Source organism: Nocardia sp. NBC_00881, from assembly GCF_045207455.1.
Classification (GTDB): Bacteria; Actinomycetota; Actinomycetes; order Mycobacteriales; family Mycobacteriaceae; genus Nocardia.
This window is the reverse complement of the sequence record NZ_CP108798.1, coordinates 7,655,101-7,670,608: the sequence shown is the minus strand read 5'-3', so window position 1 is coordinate 7,670,608 and position 15,508 is coordinate 7,655,101. Positions and strand designations below refer to the sequence as shown.

Annotated in this window: 18 protein-coding genes; 5 read left to right on the top strand and 13 right to left on the bottom strand. The window is 68.0% G+C overall.

Annotated features, from left to right (window positions below):
- Positions 1 to 91: 91 nt before the first annotated feature.
- Together OH799_RS32540 and OH799_RS32535 are read left to right on the top strand one after the other, a co-directional pair.
- A complete protein-coding gene (locus OH799_RS32540) occupies positions 92 to 958 on the top strand; it encodes an alpha/beta fold hydrolase (RefSeq protein WP_406272248.1) in 867 nt (288 codons plus the stop codon).
- Positions 945 to 1,550 (top strand): TetR/AcrR family transcriptional regulator, encoded by a 606-nt coding sequence (locus OH799_RS32535; protein WP_406272246.1) that lies wholly within the window; start codon positions 945 to 947, stop codon positions 1,548 to 1,550. The genes OH799_RS32540 and OH799_RS32535 overlap by 14 nt, the downstream gene beginning before the upstream one ends.
- A gap of 97 nt (positions 1,551 to 1,647) precedes the next feature.
- On the opposite strand, the gene era is transcribed toward OH799_RS32535, so the two are convergent.
- The 6 genes from era to OH799_RS32505 form a co-directional block, all read right to left on the bottom strand.
- A complete protein-coding gene (era, locus tag OH799_RS32530) occupies positions 1,648 to 2,604 on the bottom strand; it encodes a GTPase Era (protein ID WP_406272243.1) in 957 nt (318 codons plus the stop codon).
- A complete protein-coding gene (locus tag OH799_RS32525) occupies positions 2,597 to 2,959 on the bottom strand; it encodes a cytidine deaminase (protein ID WP_357266557.1) in 363 nt (120 codons plus the stop codon). The genes era and OH799_RS32525 overlap by 8 nt, the downstream gene beginning before the upstream one ends.
- Complete coding sequence (locus OH799_RS32520) at positions 2,956 to 4,320, bottom strand: hemolysin family protein (protein WP_406272240.1); 1,365 nt, start codon at positions 4,318 to 4,320, stop codon at positions 2,956 to 2,958. Before OH799_RS32520 ends, OH799_RS32525 begins: the two co-directional genes overlap by 4 nt.
- Positions 4,317 to 4,871, bottom strand: a complete 555-nt coding sequence (gene ybeY, locus OH799_RS32515; RefSeq protein WP_357266551.1) for an rRNA maturation RNase YbeY — start codon at positions 4,869 to 4,871, stop codon at positions 4,317 to 4,319. The genes OH799_RS32520 and ybeY overlap by 4 nt, the downstream gene beginning before the upstream one ends.
- 62 nt (positions 4,872 to 4,933) lie before the next feature.
- The gene (locus OH799_RS32510; RefSeq protein WP_406282800.1) at positions 4,934 to 5,992 is read right to left on the bottom strand and encodes a PhoH family protein; all 1,059 of its coding nucleotides are present in this window, start codon (positions 5,990 to 5,992) and stop codon (positions 4,934 to 4,936) included.
- 156 nt (positions 5,993 to 6,148) lie between these two features.
- On the bottom strand, positions 6,149 to 7,051 hold the full coding sequence (locus OH799_RS32505; protein ID WP_406272237.1) for a LysR family transcriptional regulator: 903 nt from the start codon (positions 7,049 to 7,051) through the stop codon (positions 6,149 to 6,151).
- Between the two features lie 100 nt (positions 7,052 to 7,151).
- Between OH799_RS32505 and OH799_RS32500 the strand changes: the two genes are divergently transcribed.
- A complete protein-coding gene (locus OH799_RS32500; protein ID WP_406272234.1) occupies positions 7,152 to 8,369 on the top strand; it encodes an MFS transporter in 1,218 nt (405 codons plus the stop codon).
- 20 nt (positions 8,370 to 8,389) lie between these two features.
- Here OH799_RS32500 and OH799_RS32495 read toward each other — a convergent pair whose 3' ends face one another.
- The 4 genes from OH799_RS32495 to OH799_RS32480 all read right to left on the bottom strand — a co-directional run bounded on the left by OH799_RS32495 (position 8,390) and on the right by OH799_RS32480 (position 12,664).
- A complete protein-coding gene (locus OH799_RS32495; protein WP_406272231.1) occupies positions 8,390 to 9,130 on the bottom strand; it encodes a 16S rRNA (uracil(1498)-N(3))-methyltransferase in 741 nt (246 codons plus the stop codon).
- Complete coding sequence (gene dnaJ, locus OH799_RS32490) at positions 9,131 to 10,282, bottom strand: molecular chaperone DnaJ (RefSeq protein ID WP_406272228.1); 1,152 nt, start codon at positions 10,280 to 10,282, stop codon at positions 9,131 to 9,133.
- Between the two features lie 150 nt (positions 10,283 to 10,432).
- On the bottom strand, positions 10,433 to 11,464 hold the full coding sequence (gene hrcA, locus OH799_RS32485; RefSeq protein ID WP_357266536.1) for a heat-inducible transcriptional repressor HrcA: 1,032 nt from the start codon (positions 11,462 to 11,464) through the stop codon (positions 10,433 to 10,435).
- 279 nt (positions 11,465 to 11,743) lie between these two features.
- The gene (locus tag OH799_RS32480) at positions 11,744 to 12,664 is read right to left on the bottom strand and encodes an LLM class flavin-dependent oxidoreductase (protein WP_406272225.1); all 921 of its coding nucleotides are present in this window, start codon (positions 12,662 to 12,664) and stop codon (positions 11,744 to 11,746) included.
- A 56-nt stretch (positions 12,665 to 12,720) separates the two neighbouring features.
- On the opposite strand from OH799_RS32480, the gene OH799_RS32475 reads away from it, so the two are divergent.
- Complete coding sequence (locus tag OH799_RS32475) at positions 12,721 to 12,957, top strand: AraC family transcriptional regulator (protein ID WP_406272222.1); 237 nt, start codon at positions 12,721 to 12,723, stop codon at positions 12,955 to 12,957.
- Positions 12,958 to 12,964: 7 nt separating this feature from the next.
- Here the strand turns inward: OH799_RS32475 and OH799_RS32470 are convergent, their stop codons facing one another.
- The 3 genes from OH799_RS32470 to OH799_RS32460 form a co-directional block, all read right to left on the bottom strand.
- The gene (locus OH799_RS32470; protein ID WP_406272219.1) at positions 12,965 to 13,180 is read right to left on the bottom strand and encodes a hypothetical protein; all 216 of its coding nucleotides are present in this window, start codon (positions 13,178 to 13,180) and stop codon (positions 12,965 to 12,967) included.
- Between the two features lie 245 nt (positions 13,181 to 13,425).
- On the bottom strand, positions 13,426 to 14,586 hold the full coding sequence (hemW, locus tag OH799_RS32465) for a radical SAM family heme chaperone HemW (RefSeq protein WP_406282797.1): 1,161 nt from the start codon (positions 14,584 to 14,586) through the stop codon (positions 13,426 to 13,428).
- A gap of 209 nt (positions 14,587 to 14,795) precedes the next feature.
- Positions 14,796 to 15,191 carry an SgcJ/EcaC family oxidoreductase gene (locus tag OH799_RS32460; RefSeq protein WP_406272217.1) on the bottom strand — a complete coding sequence of 132 codons (396 nt, stop codon included), beginning with the start codon at positions 15,189 to 15,191 and terminating at the stop codon, positions 14,796 to 14,798.
- A gap of 201 nt (positions 15,192 to 15,392) precedes the next feature.
- On the opposite strand from OH799_RS32460, the gene OH799_RS32455 reads away from it, so the two are divergent.
- A complete protein-coding gene (locus tag OH799_RS32455) occupies positions 15,393 to 15,494 on the top strand; it encodes an Ms4527A family Cys-rich leader peptide (RefSeq protein ID WP_406272214.1) in 102 nt (33 codons plus the stop codon).
- Positions 15,495 to 15,508 lie beyond the last annotated feature (14 nt).

The following is a 15,508-nucleotide window of genomic DNA, read 5'->3' as shown; positions in this document are numbered from 1 at the left end:
GCAATATCCGCCCTGGGTAGGAGTACTTCTCTAGACATACATACGGTATGCATGTAACAGTGGACCGGAACTGCGACGACTCGGAGGAACCATGGCAACCAGCACATCACTCGGCCGCACCCACGAGGTGGACTTGGCCGGCGGCCGCATCCGCTACCACGAAACCGGGGAGGGCGCTCCGGTCGTCTTCGTGCACGGCCTACTCGTCAACGCGGACCTCTGGCGCAAGGTGGTCCCCGCGATCGCCGCCGCGGGCCACCGCTGCATAGCGCCGGATTGGCCGCTCGGCTCACACGAGATTCCAGTCCCGGACGCGGAACTGACCCCGATAGGCGTCGCCGACTTGATCGCCGCATTTCTCGAGCGCCTCGAACTCACCGACGTAACCGTGGTCGCCAACGACACCGGCGGCGCGATCACACAGGTGCTGCTCACCCGCGACCGGTCCAGGATCGGCCGCGTCGTGCTCGCGTCGGTCGATAGTTACGAGGGCTTCCTACCGCAGCCGTTCACGGCGCTCCCGCTGCTGGCGAGGATCCCCGGGTCGATGCGCCCACTGACCGAAGCGATGCGCATTCGGGCGCTGTACCGCCTGCCGCTGGCCTTCGGCTTGGCCACCAAACGGCCGGTGCCGGCAGAGATCGTCGACTCCTATCTGTTGCCGAGCCGGAACTCGGCCGCGATCCGAAAAGATCTGCGCCGCTTCCTTCGGTCCGTGCATCGCAGCTACACCCTGGCAGCCGCGAGCCATTTCGCCGACGTCGACATTCCTGTGCTACTGGCCTGGGCGCGGGAGGACCGCATCTTCCCGCTCTCGTTCGCCGAACGTCTGGCCGGCGACCTGCCGAACGCGACGCTGAAGCTCATCGACGACTCCTACACCTTCCTGCCGGAAGACCAGCCCGAGTTGCTCACCGAATCGATCCTGGAGTTCACTCGGCTGCATGCCACGCCGTAGCCAGGAAGACCGCTCCCGCGTCACCAGGGCCGCGCTCGAACAAGCCGGACGCCGCCTGTTCACCGAGCGCGGCTTCGCGGGGACCTCCGCCGAACAGTTGGTCACCGAGGCGGGGGTCACTCGCGGCGCGCTACACCACCACTACGGCGACAAGCGTGGACTGTTCCTGGCTGTGCTCGAGCAGATCGAGGTCGAGACCACAGAGGAGATCGAAAAGGCCATCGCCGCGGCCGATCCCGACGATGTGATGGCCGGCATGGCCGTCGGGCTCGCTGTTTTCCTGGAGATCTGCCAGCGGCCCGCGATGTTACGGATCGCCCTCACCGACGCCCCCACAGTGCTCGGCTGGCAGGCGTGGCGCGAGTTCGAGTCGGCCCATGGCCTCGGCCTGATCACCAGGCAACTGGAGCGGGCCCGCGACGCGGGGCTGATCGCCGACGCCCCGATCCCGGTGCTCGCCCAGCTGGTCATCAGCGTGATCAGCGAAGCCGCCCTGATCGTCGCACACGCCGCCGATCCGGACGCGGCCCGTGCGCAGACCCAGCAATCTGTACTGCTGCTGATCTCCGGCATCGTGCGCGGCAGCGGCTGACTCGGCCCGCGTGTCCCGGCAGCGGCGTTACCGGCCAGGCTGAATCGACCGCCATCCGAAGAAGGATCCGGGAACCGCCTGGGACGGCTGAAATCGGTCAGAAGCCCAGTTTGCCCAGCTGCTTCGGGTCACGCTGCCAGTCCTTGGCGACCTTCACGTGCAGATTCAAGTAGATGCGAGTGCCGAGGATGTGCTCGATCTGCTTGCGCGCGTTGGTGCCGACCTCTTTCAGCCGAGAGCCGCCTTTACCGATGACGATCGCCTTCTGGCTGGGCCGCTCGACATACAGCAGCGCGTGCACGTCGAGCATGGCCCGGGCGGGGCGAGGGCCCGTCGACTCAGTCTCACGGCCCTCATAGGGCAGGATCTCCTCGATGACAACGGCCAGCGAGTGCGGCAGCTCGTCGCGGACACCCTCGAGCGCGGCCTCGCGGATCAGCTCGGCCATGAGCGTCTCCTCCGGCTCGTCGGTCAGCTCGCCGTCGGGGTAGAAGGCCGGGCCCTCCGGCATCTTCGAGGCGATGACATCGACGAGGACCTCGACCTGCTCGCCCTTGACCGCCGACACCGGCACCACGTCCGCGTCCGGGCCGAGCAACTGGGAGACCGCGACCAGTTGCTCTGCGACCTGGTCCCGGCTCACCTTGTCGATCTTGGTGACCACACCGAGTAGCGTCGTCCTCGGTGCCATCTGCCTGATCTGCTGCACGATCCAGCGGTCGCCCGGCCCGATCTTCTCGTCGGCCGGGATGCACAGCGCGATCACGTCGACTTCCGAATACGTATCGCGCACAAGGTCGTTCAAGCGCTGGCCGAGCAGCGTACGTGGCCGGTGCAGGCCGGGGGTGTCGACCAGGATCAACTGGGTGTGTTCTCGGTGCACGATGCCACGAATGGTGTGCCTGGTGGTCTGTGGGCGCGAGGAGGTGATCGCGATCTTCGCACCGACCAGCGCGTTGGTCAACGTCGACTTGCCCGTGTTCGGCCGTCCGACGAAACACACGAAGCCGGAGTGGAATTCGGCGTCCTCGTGCGCCTTGGATCCGTCAGCCACCACGCACCTCGCCGGCGTCGGCCGAATCGTCGACGATCTCGAACACCGCACCGTCGCGGTCGGTGAAGATGATCCGCGCCTCCGCCGACACCTCCCGCACCGCGGTGACCCCGAAGTCGGACAAGCGCCCGCCGACCACCACGGCCGCCTCGAATCCCTCCGCGCCGCTGGAGATCGCGGCGGCCACCGCCGCCTGCAGCGCGGTCAGGCGCAGCGCCGTCAGGTTCACCTCGCCCGCGGCGTAGCTGCGTCCCTCCGTGTCGCGGATGGCCGCGCCACTCGCGCCGTCGGTGCGGCCGAGCGCGCCACGGGCCAGCACCATCAGCTTATTGTCCTCGGCATCCAGTTCGGTCATCCGATGTCTCCGTCCTCGTTACGATCGGCCGGGGTCTCCGGCTCCGATCCATTGGCCTTGCGCTTGCCATTGGGGTTGTCGCCGTTGGATTTCTCGGCCTCGACCCTTTCGGTCGCCTTGCGCACCACCACGGTGTGCACCCGCATCCGCCCCCGTGCATCCGCGCGGCCCTCGCCACGCAGTACCAGCCCGTGCACCGCGACCTTCGAACCGGGCAGCGGCACACGGCCGAGTTCGTGCGCGAGCAGGCCGCCGACGGTGTCGACGTCCTCCTCCTCGATCTCCAGCCCGTACAGCTCGCCGAGGTCCTCCACCGACAACCGGGCCGACACCCGGTAGCGGCCCCCGCCGAGGTTCTCGATGGGCGGTGTCTCATCGACGTCGTACTCGTCGGCGATCTCGCCGACGATCTCCTCGAGCACGTCCTCGATGGTCACCAGGCCCGCGATGCCGCCGTACTCGTCCACCAGCAGCGCCATGTGATTGCGCCTGCGCTGCATTTCGTCGAGCAGGCTGTCCAGCGGCTTGGAATCGGGCATGAACACGGCCGACCGCATGACCTCGCGCACCCGCACCTTTCGGCTGCGATCCGCATACGGCACAAGGTCTTTCAGGTAGACGACGCCGAGAATGTCGTCGACGTTCTCGCCGATCACCGGGATGCGCGAATGCCCGGACCGAACCGCGAGCGACAGCGCCTGCGCCGCGGTCTTGTTCGCCTCGATCCAGACCATCTCGGTGCGCGGCACCATCACCGCACGGGCCGGGGTGTCGCCGAGCTCGAAGACCGACTGGATCATCCGGCGCTCGTCGTCGGCTACCACGCCGCGCTCGCCTGCCATCTCGACCACCTCACGCAGCTCGATCTCGGAGGCGAACGGGCCGTTGCGAAACCCCTTGCCCGGGGTGATCGCGTTGCCGAGCAGAATCAGCAGCGTGCTGAGCGGGCCGAGCAGCGCGCCGATGAACTGCAGCGGCAGCGCGGCGGCCAGCGCGATCGAGTACGCGTGCTGACGACCGAGCGTGCGCGGGCCGACGCCTATCACCACGTAGGACACCAACACCATCACCAGCGCGGTGACCAGCAGCGCCCAATCGTCCGCCCAGACCGTCATGAGCCCCGCCGCGAGCAGTACCGTGGCGCCGATCTCGCACAGAATGCGCAGCAGCACCATGAGATTCACGTAGCGGGCCCGGTCGGAGACGATCCGGGTCAGCCGCACCGCGCCGGGCCGATCGGCACGCACCAGGTCCTCGACTCGGGCGGGCGAAATCGTGTTCAGCGCCGAATCGACACCGGCGAACACCCCACCCACCGGGACGAGCAGGACCGCAAGCAGAACGAGGGTCTGTGAATTCACGCGGGTCCCACGGGGTCACCCGGTGTGGTGAAGCCCGCCTTACCCAGCAACCGCGCGTCCCGCGCGGCCAGCTCGGCCCGCCGCCGCGCTTCGCGCAGGCTCTCATACCACTCCTCGAGCAGCCGGGCCTGCAGCGCGAACATCTCCTTCTCCTCCTCCGGCTCGGCATGGTCATAGCCGAGCAGATGGAGCACGCCGTGCACAGTGAGCAGCGCGAGCTCATGATCCAGCGAGTGGCCCGCCTTGCGAGCCTGTCCTGCCGCGAACTCAGGGCACAGCACGATGTCACCCAGCATCGACGGGCCGGGTTCGGGGCTGTCCGGCCGCCCGCCCGGCTCGAGTTCGTCCATCGGGAAGGACATGACGTCGGTCGGGCCCGGCAAGTCCATCCAGCGCATGTGCAGGTCGGCCATGGTGTCGAGATCGACGAGCACCATCGACAGCTCCGCGGCCGGGTGTACGTCCATTCGGGCGATCACGAATCGCGCGACGCTGACCAGGTCTTCTTCGGGCACGTCGATACCCGACTCGTTGGCGATCTCGATACTCACCCGAATAGCGTACGATCCCGGCGATCGTACGGCGGGAGCGGAGCCCCGCACGGCGAAACGAGCTACCGCCGGTCCGTCCGGCCCGCGGCGCGCCGTTGCGCCCGGTTGCCGCCGTAATGCGCGGCGACCTGCGGACGCGACTCTGCCTCGAACCGCTCGTAGGCGTCGACGATGTCTGTGACGAGCCGATGCCGGACCACGTCGCTGCTGGTGAGCAGTGCGAAGTGAATGTCGTCGATCTCGGTGAGGATCTCCGACGCCGCACGCAGACCCGACCGTGCCCCGGTCGGCAGATCGACCTGGGTGACGTCACCGGTCACCACGATCTTCGAGCCGAACCCGAGGCGGGTGAGGAACATCTTCATCTGCTCGGCGGTGGTGTTCTGCGCCTCGTCCAAAATGATGAACGAGTCGTTCAAGGTACGGCCGCGCATGTATGCCAGCGGCGCGACCTCGATGACACCGGCCGCCATCAGCTTCGGGATGGCCTCCGGATCCATCATGTCGTGCAGCGCGTCGTAGAGCGGGCGCAGGTATGGATCGATCTTCTCGTTCAGCGTTCCGGGCAGGAAGCCGAGCCGCTCCCCCGCCTCGACCGCGGGACGGGTGAGGATAATCCGGTTGACCTGCTTGGACTGCAGCGCCTGGACCGCCTTGGCCATCGCGAGATACGTCTTGCCGGTACCGGCGGGTCCGATGCCGAACACGATCGTGTTGGCATCGATCGCGTCGACGTAGCGCTTCTGGTTGAGGGTCTTGGGCCGGATGGTCCTGCCGCGCCTTGACAGAATGTCCAGGCTGAGCACCTCCGCCGGGGACTCGCTCGAGCCCTCGGTGAGCATCGACACCGTGTGGCGCACCGCCTCCGGGGTAACCACTCGATTGCGGCCGGTGAGCGCGACAAGTTGCTCGATGACTCGCTCGGCCAGCGCGACATCGGCCGCCTTGCCGGTGAGGGTTACCGAATTGCCTCGGACGTGAATGTCCGCGTCGAGTAGCCCCTCGAGTTCGCGCAGATTCTGGTCGGCCGAACCTAGGAACGGGAACACGGATTCGGGAGCGAGTTCGATACTCGAACGCACGGTGCGCGCTGCGGGGCCCGAACCGTCACCGGCACCGATGCCTGCCTCGGGTGTAGTCGGGTCGCCGATCTCGCCTTGTGTTCTCAAAAGTGGCTGAAGCCTGCTTTCCGGTCTCGACTGCTGCTGTATTGAGGCAAGTTTAACGCGCCCCACCGACACCGCCCAATGAATAGGCCTCTGACGGAGGGACCATGATCACGGGATTCCCCCGCGCCGCTGGGCCCAATCCGTAGTGAAATCACGAAATCGTCGCGCCGCGTCCGACAATGTCGCGGCCGCGGACCAGACCAGCCCGACCGCACGAGAGGCGCCCGGGTCCGCGAGCGGCACGGTCACCGGACCGGACAGCGGGCCCGCCGACAACGGATCCTCCCGCGGCAGGATCGCCACGCCCAACCCCGCCGATACCAGCCCGGCCACGGTGACCAGGTCGCTGGATTCGAACCCGATCCTCGGCCGGATGTCCGCGGCCGCGCACAGCTCGTCGAAGATGCGCCGCATCCCGAAGCCTTGATGCATTGTGACGAACTCGGCATCGGCCAGCTCCGCGAGCCGGACCTGCCTGCGCCCGGCCAAACGGTGCTCAGCGGGCACCGCGAGCACGACAGGTTGGTGCAGCACGGTGCGCCAACCGACACCGGCCACGGCCGGGCGCGGGGAGACGATGCCCAGATCGGCCTCGCCGTCGAGCACCCGCTGCGTAACCGTCTCGCCGGCCCCTTGCCACAGTGTGACCGTGATCCGGCCGGAGCCGCGCCGGAAACCGCCGATCAGCTGCGGCACGAGCGACCCGCCGAAGGAATGCTGGAACGACAGTCGCACCACGCCCTTGGCGGGGTTGGCCAGGTCCGATACCGCTTGCGCGGCCCCGTCCAGCTCGGTTTGCGCGCGGCGGGCGTGCTCGTAGTAGATCCGGCCGTACTCGTTGAGCATGATGCGTTTACCTCGTCGATCGAACAGCTCGACGCCGATCCTGCGCTCCAACCGGGCGAGCATGCGCGACAGCGTGGGCTGGGCGAGGTGCAGCCGATCGGCCGCCGCGCCGACCCGCTCCAGTTCGGCGAGTGTCGTAAACCACTCCAGGTCTTCACCCAACACAACCCGGCCTCTCTATATGCGGATAGAGCATGAACTCTCTCATTATTATTCATTTCCTTTCTGTACGACGGGTGGCGATCCTGAACCGCAGGAGGAGCCCATGACCACGACGCAAACCCGGGACGCCCAACACGAGCGCCGGATCACGACGGCACTGTTCGCCGCCGGCCTGACGACCTTCGCGTCCATGTACAGCGCCCAAGCCCTGCTGCCCAGCATTTCGGCGGCGTTCGGCGCCACACCGGCACATGCGGCGCTCGCGGTGTCGCTCACCACCGGTTTCCTCGCGCTGGCGAGCGTTCCGGCGAGCGCGCTGTCTTCTCGTATCGGGCGGACCAAGGTGATGATCGGCTCCGCCGTCGCGGCGGCCGGGATCGGTCTGCTGCTACCGCTGAGCCCGTCGCTGGGCGTGCTGCTCGCCGGGCGAGCGCTGCAGGGAATCGCGCTCGCGGGCGTGCTCGCGGTGGCGATGGTTTATTTGGGAGAAGAGATCGGCGGCGCCGGAGTCGGCGCCGCGATGGGAACCTATGTGGCCGGCACGACGGTCGGCGGGTTGGCCGGGCGGTTGATTCCGGCGTTCACCCTGAATCTGACGTCCTGGCGATGGGCGGAAGCAGCGGCTTCGGTCGCCGCGGCGGCCTGCACAGTGTGGTTCATCCGGGGCCTGCCGCCCTCCCGCGGTTTCGTCGCCCGGCCCGCCGGAATCCGCACGGTGCTCGGCGGTCTCGCGAAACAACTGCGCCATCGCGGGCTGCTCGCGCTGTTCGGGCTGGCCTTCGTGCTGATGGGCGGGTTCGTCTCGATCTACAACTATCTCGGCTACCGCCTGATCGGGGCGCCGTTCGGGCTACCAGAGGCGCTCGCCGGGCTGGTGTTCGTGCTGTACCTGGCTGGAACGGCAGCGTCGGCGGCGGCCGGGCGCCTGGCCGATCGGATCGGCAGACAACAGGTGCTCGCGGCGTCGGTGGGGCTGATGGCCATCGGTCTCGCGGTGACGGTTCCAGATCATCTCGGCACCGTGATCCTGGGCGTATTGCTCTACACCGCCGGGTTTTTCGGAGCGCATACGGCAGCAAGCACATGGGTCAGCGTGATAGCGGAGGGCAACCGTGGTGCGGCGTCGTCGCTGTATTTGTTCGCCTACTACCTCGGCAGCGCGCTCGTCGGCGGCGCTGCGGGCATCGCCTACGCCAGAGGCGGGTGGCTCGGGTTGGCCGGTGGAATCGGCGTTCTGCTCATACTCGCGGGGATGCTGGTGTGGGCGTTGGCGATTCATTCGCGCGGATCGGCCCGGCACTCGGGGGTGGTCGGCGCCTGAGCGCACGGGCCGGGACTACCTCACCAGCGCGGGGTCAGAGCACCCAGAGCGCCGAGGGCGACCGCGGCGGCGGTGGACGTGCGCAGCACGGTTGGACCGAGCAAGGCTACCTGGGCGCCCGCGTCGGCCAGGCCCGTCAACTCCATGTCGTCTAGGCCGCCCTCGGGGCCGACGACGAGGATGATCTCGGTGGTGTCGGCGAACGGCAGTTCGGTGAAACGGGCGGTCCCGGATTCGTGCAGCGCCGCGATGATCGCGCCGTCGGCCTTGGCGGTGCGCACCAGGTCGAGCAGGTCGGTGGTGCGTTGCAGGTCGACTACGTGCGGGATGTAGGCCCGGCGGGATTGGCGTGCGGCCGAGCGGGCGACGGCGCGCCATTTGTCGACCGCCTTGGCCGCCTTGCCTTCCCAGTTCGCGACGCAGCGCGCCGCCTGCCATGGAATGACGACATCCGCGCCCGCCTCGGTCATCAGCTCGACGGCCAGATCCGAGCGATCGGATTTGGGCAGCGCTTGCACCACGGTGACGCGTGGCGCCGCCGGGGCGGCGAGCATGCGGTTGTGGACCGTCAGCTCGAGCCGACCGCGTTGCGCGGCAACGACTTCGGATTCAGCAAGCACGCCGCGGCCGTCGGAGAGGGTGATCGACTCGCCGACCCGGATGCGGCGCACCGTGGCGGCGTGCCTGCCCTCCGGGCCGTCGAGCACCGCGACAGCGCCCGGTTCGGGCACCTCGTCGAGGTAGAAGACCGTCGCGGCCAACTAGCGTCCGCTGAACGACGCGCGCAGCCGCGCGAACAGGCCGCTATTGTGCTCGGACTGCGCCGACATCACCTCGGCGCGCTCGCGCTCGCGCATGCCCTTGTATGTGCGCAGCAGCTCGGTCTGCTTGTTGTCCAGCTTGCTCGGAATCACGATGTCCAGGTGTGCGAGCAAGTCGCCGCGCGCGCCGGAACGCAGGCGCGGCATGCCATGGCTGCGCAGCACGGCTACCTCTCCCGGCTGGGTGCCGGGTGCGATGGTCAGTTCGGTGGGGCCGTCCAGGATGGTGTCGATCACGACGGTGGTGCCCAGTGCCGCGTCGACCATCGGGACCCGGATGGTGCAGTGCAGGTCGTCACCATCGCGGACGAACACGTCGTGCGGCTGCTCGACGATCTCGACGTACAAGTCGCCCGCGTGGCCACCGCCCGGGCCCACCTCGCCCTGCGCGGCCAGCCGCACCCGCATGCCGTTGGCGACACCCGCGGGGATCGGCGCGGCGATCTCGCGGCGCGCCCGCACCCGCCCGTCTCCGCCACACTTGTGGCACGGGTCCGGGATGGTCTCGCCCGCGCCGCGGCAGGTCGGGCACGGACGCGAGGTCAGCACCTGGCCGAGGAAGGAGCGCTGCACGGACTGCACTTCCCCCGCGCCGCCGCAGGTTTCGCAGCGCACCGGCTTGGATTTGCCGTTCGTGCCCGAGCCCTGGCAGATGTCGCACAAGATCGCCGTGTCCACGGTCAGATGCTTGGTCACGCCGACCGCGCATTCAGCCAGGCTGAGCCGGGCGCGGATCAGCGAGTCGGCGCCCGGCTGGACGCGACCGCGCGCCTTACGGGGCGCGCCCGATCCGCTCATGCCCCCGAAGAACGCCTCGAACACGTCGCCGAGGCCACCGAACCCCGCGCCGTTGAAGCCGCCACCGCCGCCGCCGGATTCCAGCGGGTCCCCACCCAAGTCGACGATGCGGCGCTTCTCCGGATCCGACAGCACCTCGTAGGCGGTCGATACTTCCTTGAACTTGGCCTGTGCCACCTCGTCGGGGTTGACGTCGGGGTGGAGCTCACGCGCCAGCTTGCGGTATGCCCGCTTGATCTCCTGGTCGGTCGCGTTCTTCGCGACGCCGAGCAGTCCGTAGTAGTCCCGTGCCACTTGAGTTCTCTAGTCCTTGGTCGTTTCGACAGTGCCGCCGGTGCCCGCGCCGCATCTACCGCACGCTGACATCAGCATTAGTCTTGTGCACTCAACTTTATCCGGCCGGAATGTCGAGCTTATCAGCGGCGGGGGTGGCCGGTGTCACGGTCAGCGTTCGGCGAGCACCTCACCGATGTATCGGGCGACCGCCGCCACCGAAGCGATCGTTCCTGGGTAGTCCATCCGGGTCGGGCCGAGCACGCCCATGCCGCCGAGCACCGCGCCCGCCGCGCCATAGCCGGTCGACACCACCGAGGTGCCGCGCATCTGCTCGACCTGCGTCTCCTCGCCGATCCGCACCGTCACCGTCCCCGGCTGCTGGGCCGCGGCCAGCAGCTTGAGCACGACCACCTGCTCCTCCAGCGCCTCCAGCACCGCGCGCAGTGAGCCGGGGAACCCGAAGTCCGCGGCGTTGCGGGTGAGGTTGGCGGTACCGCCGAGCACCAGCCGCTCCTCTGGATGCTCCACCAGCGTCTCGACCAGCACCGTGGACACCCGGATCAGCACTTCACGCAGTCGCGGCGGCGCGTGCTCGGGCAGCTCCGCGACCGCCGCCGAGGCCGCAGCCAGGCGCTTGCCGTCCATCGCGCCTCCGAGCATGCCGCGCAGCGCGGCAAGATCCTCGTCATCGATCACCGCACCGAGCTCCACCAAGCGCTGGTCGACGCGGCCCGTATCGGTGATGACCACCAGCAGCAATCGCGCGGGATTGAGCGCGACGACCTCGATATGCCGGACCGTCGAGGCCGACACCGTCGGGTACTGCACGACGGCGACCTGCCTGGTGAGTTGGGCCAGCAGCCGCACGCCACGACGCAGCACGTCATCGAGGTCGACACCCGACTCGAGGAAATCCATGATCGCCCTGCGCTCCGCGGACGACAGCGGCTTCACCTCGGAGATCCGGTCCACGAACTGGCGATAGCCCTTGTCCGTGGGAACACGCCCGGAACTCGTGTGCGGCTGCGCGATATAGCCCTCCGCCTCCAGCACAGCCATGTCGTTGCGCACCGTCGCGCTGGAAACACCCAGGTTATGCCGCTCGACCAAGGACTTCGACCCGATCGGCTCCTTGGTAGCGACATAGTCGGCGACGATCGCGCGCAGGACCTCGAAGCGCCGATCCTCGGTGCTCGACATCGGCCCCACCTCCTCGCTCTCGTCTTCGGTCACGCCGTACCCCGGCGCCGGCGCCCAGCACCCGTCCCACAAGTCCAGGTGAATTCCGGGTTCGTCTGTTTATCCAGTCTAATTGTTTCGCGCCGAATCGCCCGTTTGCGCGGGTGCGCAGACACGCGGCTCACGCGACTCACGCGATCGGTGGCCAGGCGACGAGTAGCACATGACTGCGGCAATGAAGACCTCCTGGTGTGCCATCAACAAGATCTGGTGGTGAAGTCGGCTCGCCGGCTACGAGGTTCATGCGATCCGCGGCAGGACCTCCGAGGCGAGGCGCTCCATCTGGGCGGACGAGTCGAACAGGGGGTTGACGAGGATCATGTCGGCTCCGGCGGCCACCACCTCTCGCAGGCCCCGGATGCAGGCGGTGGGTGGGCCGCAGACTGCGACCGGGAGAAGGGTTTTGCCGTAGTCGCCGTATTGGGCGATGAGCGCGTCGGACATGCGAGATCGGGCGCGGTCGGTGTTGTCGTCGACGGCGATGTATACGCGTTTTGCGATACGGAAACCCGTAGTGTCCCTTCCGGTTTCGGCGAGGGCAGCGCGGACGATCGGAACCTGCTCGGCGAACTGGGCCGTGGTGGTGGAGCCAGCGCCGAAGAAGCCGTCACCGTGGCAGCCGGCGCGGCGCAGGGCGGCGGGCTTGCTGCCGCCGAACCAGAGGGGCGGGTAGGGCTTCTGGAATGGCTTGGGCTCCATGGTGGCTCCGGCCAGCTGCCAGAAGCGGCCTTCGATGTCGATCGTCGGCTGGGTCCACAACGCCTTCATCACCCGCAGGCCCTCGTTGAAACGGGTAACGAGGTTGTCATCGGGGTCGACGTCGAAGGCGGTGAACATCCGGTTGCGTCCGCCGATGCCCACGCCGACCTCGACGCGTCCGCGGCTGAGCTGGTCCAGCGTCGAGATCCGTTTCGCCAGGTGGACCGGGTTGTGCAGGGGCGTGACGAACACGGCGCAGCCGAGCCGCAGCCGCTGGTTGCATGCCGCGGCGAACGCCAAGGTCTCGAGCGGGCTCAGGCTGGCCCCGGACCCGACGATCTGCTCGGTCATCCACGCGCTCTCGAAGCCGAGTTCCTCGGCCCGATTCAGATACGCCCGCAGTTCGGTCGGCTGAAACGCACCGTCATCGACATGCTGCGGAACCGAGATCGCGTATCGCATAAGCCCCGACACTAGACCCCGCCCGAGCCCCATGCCGCCCCGACACGGGCGGCTCCATGAGCCGCCGAGCGGCAGATGACCGCGGCAAAGGTGACAGTCGTATCATCAGCCAGCGGCTCGACCGGGTGCGCACGGATTCGACCAATCCGGACGATATGCACCGGACGATCGCGATGATCTTGCGGCGCTGGGGTTTTCGCGATCCGTCATATTTCGTCCGGCGCTTCCGCGCCGCCTATGGACTGTCGCCATGGGAATGGCGACGGGTCGCGACGGCCGAGGGCGAGCCGTAGCGGCGAACTAACCGCGATCGCAGACCTTCGCCTGCTTGCCCGCGAGGGCGTCGAGGCCGAGCATCGCCAGTAATGACTGGCAGTCGGCGGCGTTCTTCGCGTAGCTGGCGACGGTGCGGGCGGCGACGGCGCTCTGGCGCGCGTTCTCCGCTTTCTCCGCTTTCCTCGCCTCGGCGAACTCGCCCGGTTCATGGATAAGGGTGATGTGTCGTGCCGACGCCATTTGTCTCCTTGGGGTTGGTCGAAGCCTACAAGGCTCGCCAGCACCGCGATACCCGAACCGAACGGGCACTTGGTCGAATCGCCGAATCCTGGCACCGGACCGGCGCTCGGCACGGCACACGACCGCACGGAACATCGTTATGCGAGTTGTCATCTCGTAGGCGGCGCCCGACCAGGTCGCCCTGCCCCGTAGGTCTTCGCCGGAGCAGCCGGCCACACGGCATCGACGTCCGTGGCCCAGTACGGCTAACTCAGCAGCTCTCGAACCACACCGTCGGCGAGCAGCCGACCGCGATCGGTGAGCACCAGCCGGTCACCCGAAAGGTACGCGAGGCCATCGGCCACGACCCGATCCACCGCGACGGTCCCGGACGCGTCGAGTTCGGCCAGCGGTAGACCGGTACGCAGCCGGACGGCGAGCATCACGCGCTCCAGATAACGCTCGTCGGCACCGAGCTCCTCCCAGCCCCCCACGGGCAACCCGCCCTCGGCGACCCGGTCCGCGTAGCGTGCCGGGTGTTTGACGTTCCACCAGCGCACTCCCCCCACGTGACTGTGCGCGCCCGGCCCGGCGCCGAGCCAGTCGCCGCCGTCCCAGTAGCCGAGGTTGTGCCGACAGACCGCGCCATCGCCCGCGGCCCAGTTCGATACCTCATACCAGCCGAGCCCGGCCGCGCCGAGCCGGGCGTCGATGCGTTCGTAGCGTGCGGCGAGCACATCGTCGTCGGGCGCGGGCAGTTCGCCGCGGCGCACCCGACGGGCCAGGGCGGTGCCGTCCTCCACGATCAGCGAGTATGCCGAGACGTGATCGACGCCAACGCTGAGCACCGCGTCCAGGCCGGCATCGAGATCGGCGTCGGTCTCGCCCGGTGTCCCGTAGATCAAGTCCAGGTTGACGTGCTCGAAGCCGGCGGCGCGCGCCTCGCGGGCGGCAGCGACCGCGCGACCGGGGGTGTGCGTCCGGTCGAGCACCTTCAACACGTGCGCCGCGGCGGACTGCATACCCAATGAGACCCGGGTGAACCCGGTGTCCCGGATGCGCTCGAAGAATTCCGGGGAGGTGGATTCCGGATTGGACTCCGTGGTCACCTCGGCGTCGGCGGAGAGGGTGAATTCGCCGCGCACCGCGGCGAGCACCGCGGCGAGCCCGTCGCCACCCAGCAGCGAGGGCGTCCCTCCACCGACGAAGATCGTGGCCACTTCCGGAGTCGAGGTCGGCAACGCCGCGAACTCCCGCGCGGCCGTGGCCAACTCCCCACGCAGCGCCTCCAGCCAGGACTGCGGCGATGCCGACGTGCCGAGTTCACCCGCGGTATAGGTGTTGAAGTCGCAGTATCCGCACCGCGTCGCGCAGAACGGAACATGTACATAGACGCCGAACGGCCCACGTCCGAAATCACGCAGCACGGGCGCGGAGGATTCGGCGCTCGAGGAGACGACGGCGGAAGCACTCACCTGTCCAGTGTGAACGTCGCCGCGGCCGCACCGGTGGCCGGGCCCGTGGCACACTCTGGAACAACCGCTGCCCGCCGAGCGGACTCGAGTGGGGTCCGCGGCGACCCACCCGCGCCCCTTGGGCCGGGCTCATCGCCCGGCGCAGCCGAACCGCGAGCGGCTCAATCCGCCACGACCGGGGTGTTCTGGTTGGCGGTGAGCAGCCAGCGGCCGTCCTCCTTGGACATCACGTACATCGGGCTGCCCGCGCTGTCGAGTTCGCCGTCATTGGTGAAGTAGCGCTGGCGCACCTTGACCGCCGCCACATCGGTGCGAATGAACAAGACATGCTCGACCTCATAGGTCGCCTTGCCGTGCTCGGTGGCCCCGGGCAGTACCTCGGCGGTGAATTCGGCGATGGCCGCGCGGCCGTAGAGACGCTTGCCGTGCCCGGTAGTCCAGATCGCGTCCTCGCGGAACAAGGCGACGAACTCGTCCACGAGTTCGTGCTGCTGGGCGTGCTCGACGGCGGCGACCACCGCGCGGATGGCGTCGGTATCGGCGGCTGAAGTACTCATGGCACAGAGCCTGCTACCTCGAGCAGACTTCAGGTCAAGCGGCGTGCTCGGCGTCACAGCCGACCACCGGATCTATCGCAAGCCCGTTCGGCACAGGAACTATGACTGCCGTCACAAACCAGGTCGACAGTCCAGGGAATTTCCCTCGAAATTGCGGAAAATATGGCCGCAGGGTCGGAAGGCTATTGCTGACGTGGCACAATGGCCCCCATGCGCGTTTTGGGAGTACGGCTTGTGGCACGTCGCCACGTCGACTACAAGCGCGTTTGTAGCGCCTGCTGTCTGCCCTGTTCCCTCCGGTAGCTCGAGCGGCGCCA

Coding starts and splice junctions, on each gene's coding strand:
- OH799_RS32540 (WP_406272248.1), top strand. CDS start 92: ATGGCAACCAGCACATCACTCGGCCGCACCCACGAGGTGGACTTGGCC.
- OH799_RS32535 (WP_406272246.1), top strand. CDS start 945: ATGCCACGCCGTAGCCAGGAAGACCGCTCCCGCGTCACCAGGGCCGCG.
- OH799_RS32525 (WP_357266557.1), bottom strand. CDS start 2,959: ATGACCGAACTGGATGCCGAGGACAATAAGCTGATGGTGCTGGCCCGT.
- OH799_RS32500 (WP_406272234.1), top strand. CDS start 7,152: ATGACCACGACGCAAACCCGGGACGCCCAACACGAGCGCCGGATCACG.
- hrcA (WP_357266536.1), bottom strand. CDS start 11,464: ATGTCGAGCACCGAGGATCGGCGCTTCGAGGTCCTGCGCGCGATCGTC.
- OH799_RS32480 (WP_406272225.1), bottom strand. CDS start 12,664: ATGCGATACGCGATCTCGGTTCCGCAGCATGTCGATGACGGTGCGTTT.
- OH799_RS32475 (WP_406272222.1), top strand. CDS start 12,721: ATGAGCCGCCGAGCGGCAGATGACCGCGGCAAAGGTGACAGTCGTATC.
- OH799_RS32470 (WP_406272219.1), bottom strand. CDS start 13,180: ATGGCGTCGGCACGACACATCACCCTTATCCATGAACCGGGCGAGTTC.
- OH799_RS32460 (WP_406272217.1), bottom strand. CDS start 15,191: ATGAGTACTTCAGCCGCCGATACCGACGCCATCCGCGCGGTGGTCGCC.
- OH799_RS32455 (WP_406272214.1), top strand. CDS start 15,393: ATGGCCCCCATGCGCGTTTTGGGAGTACGGCTTGTGGCACGTCGCCAC.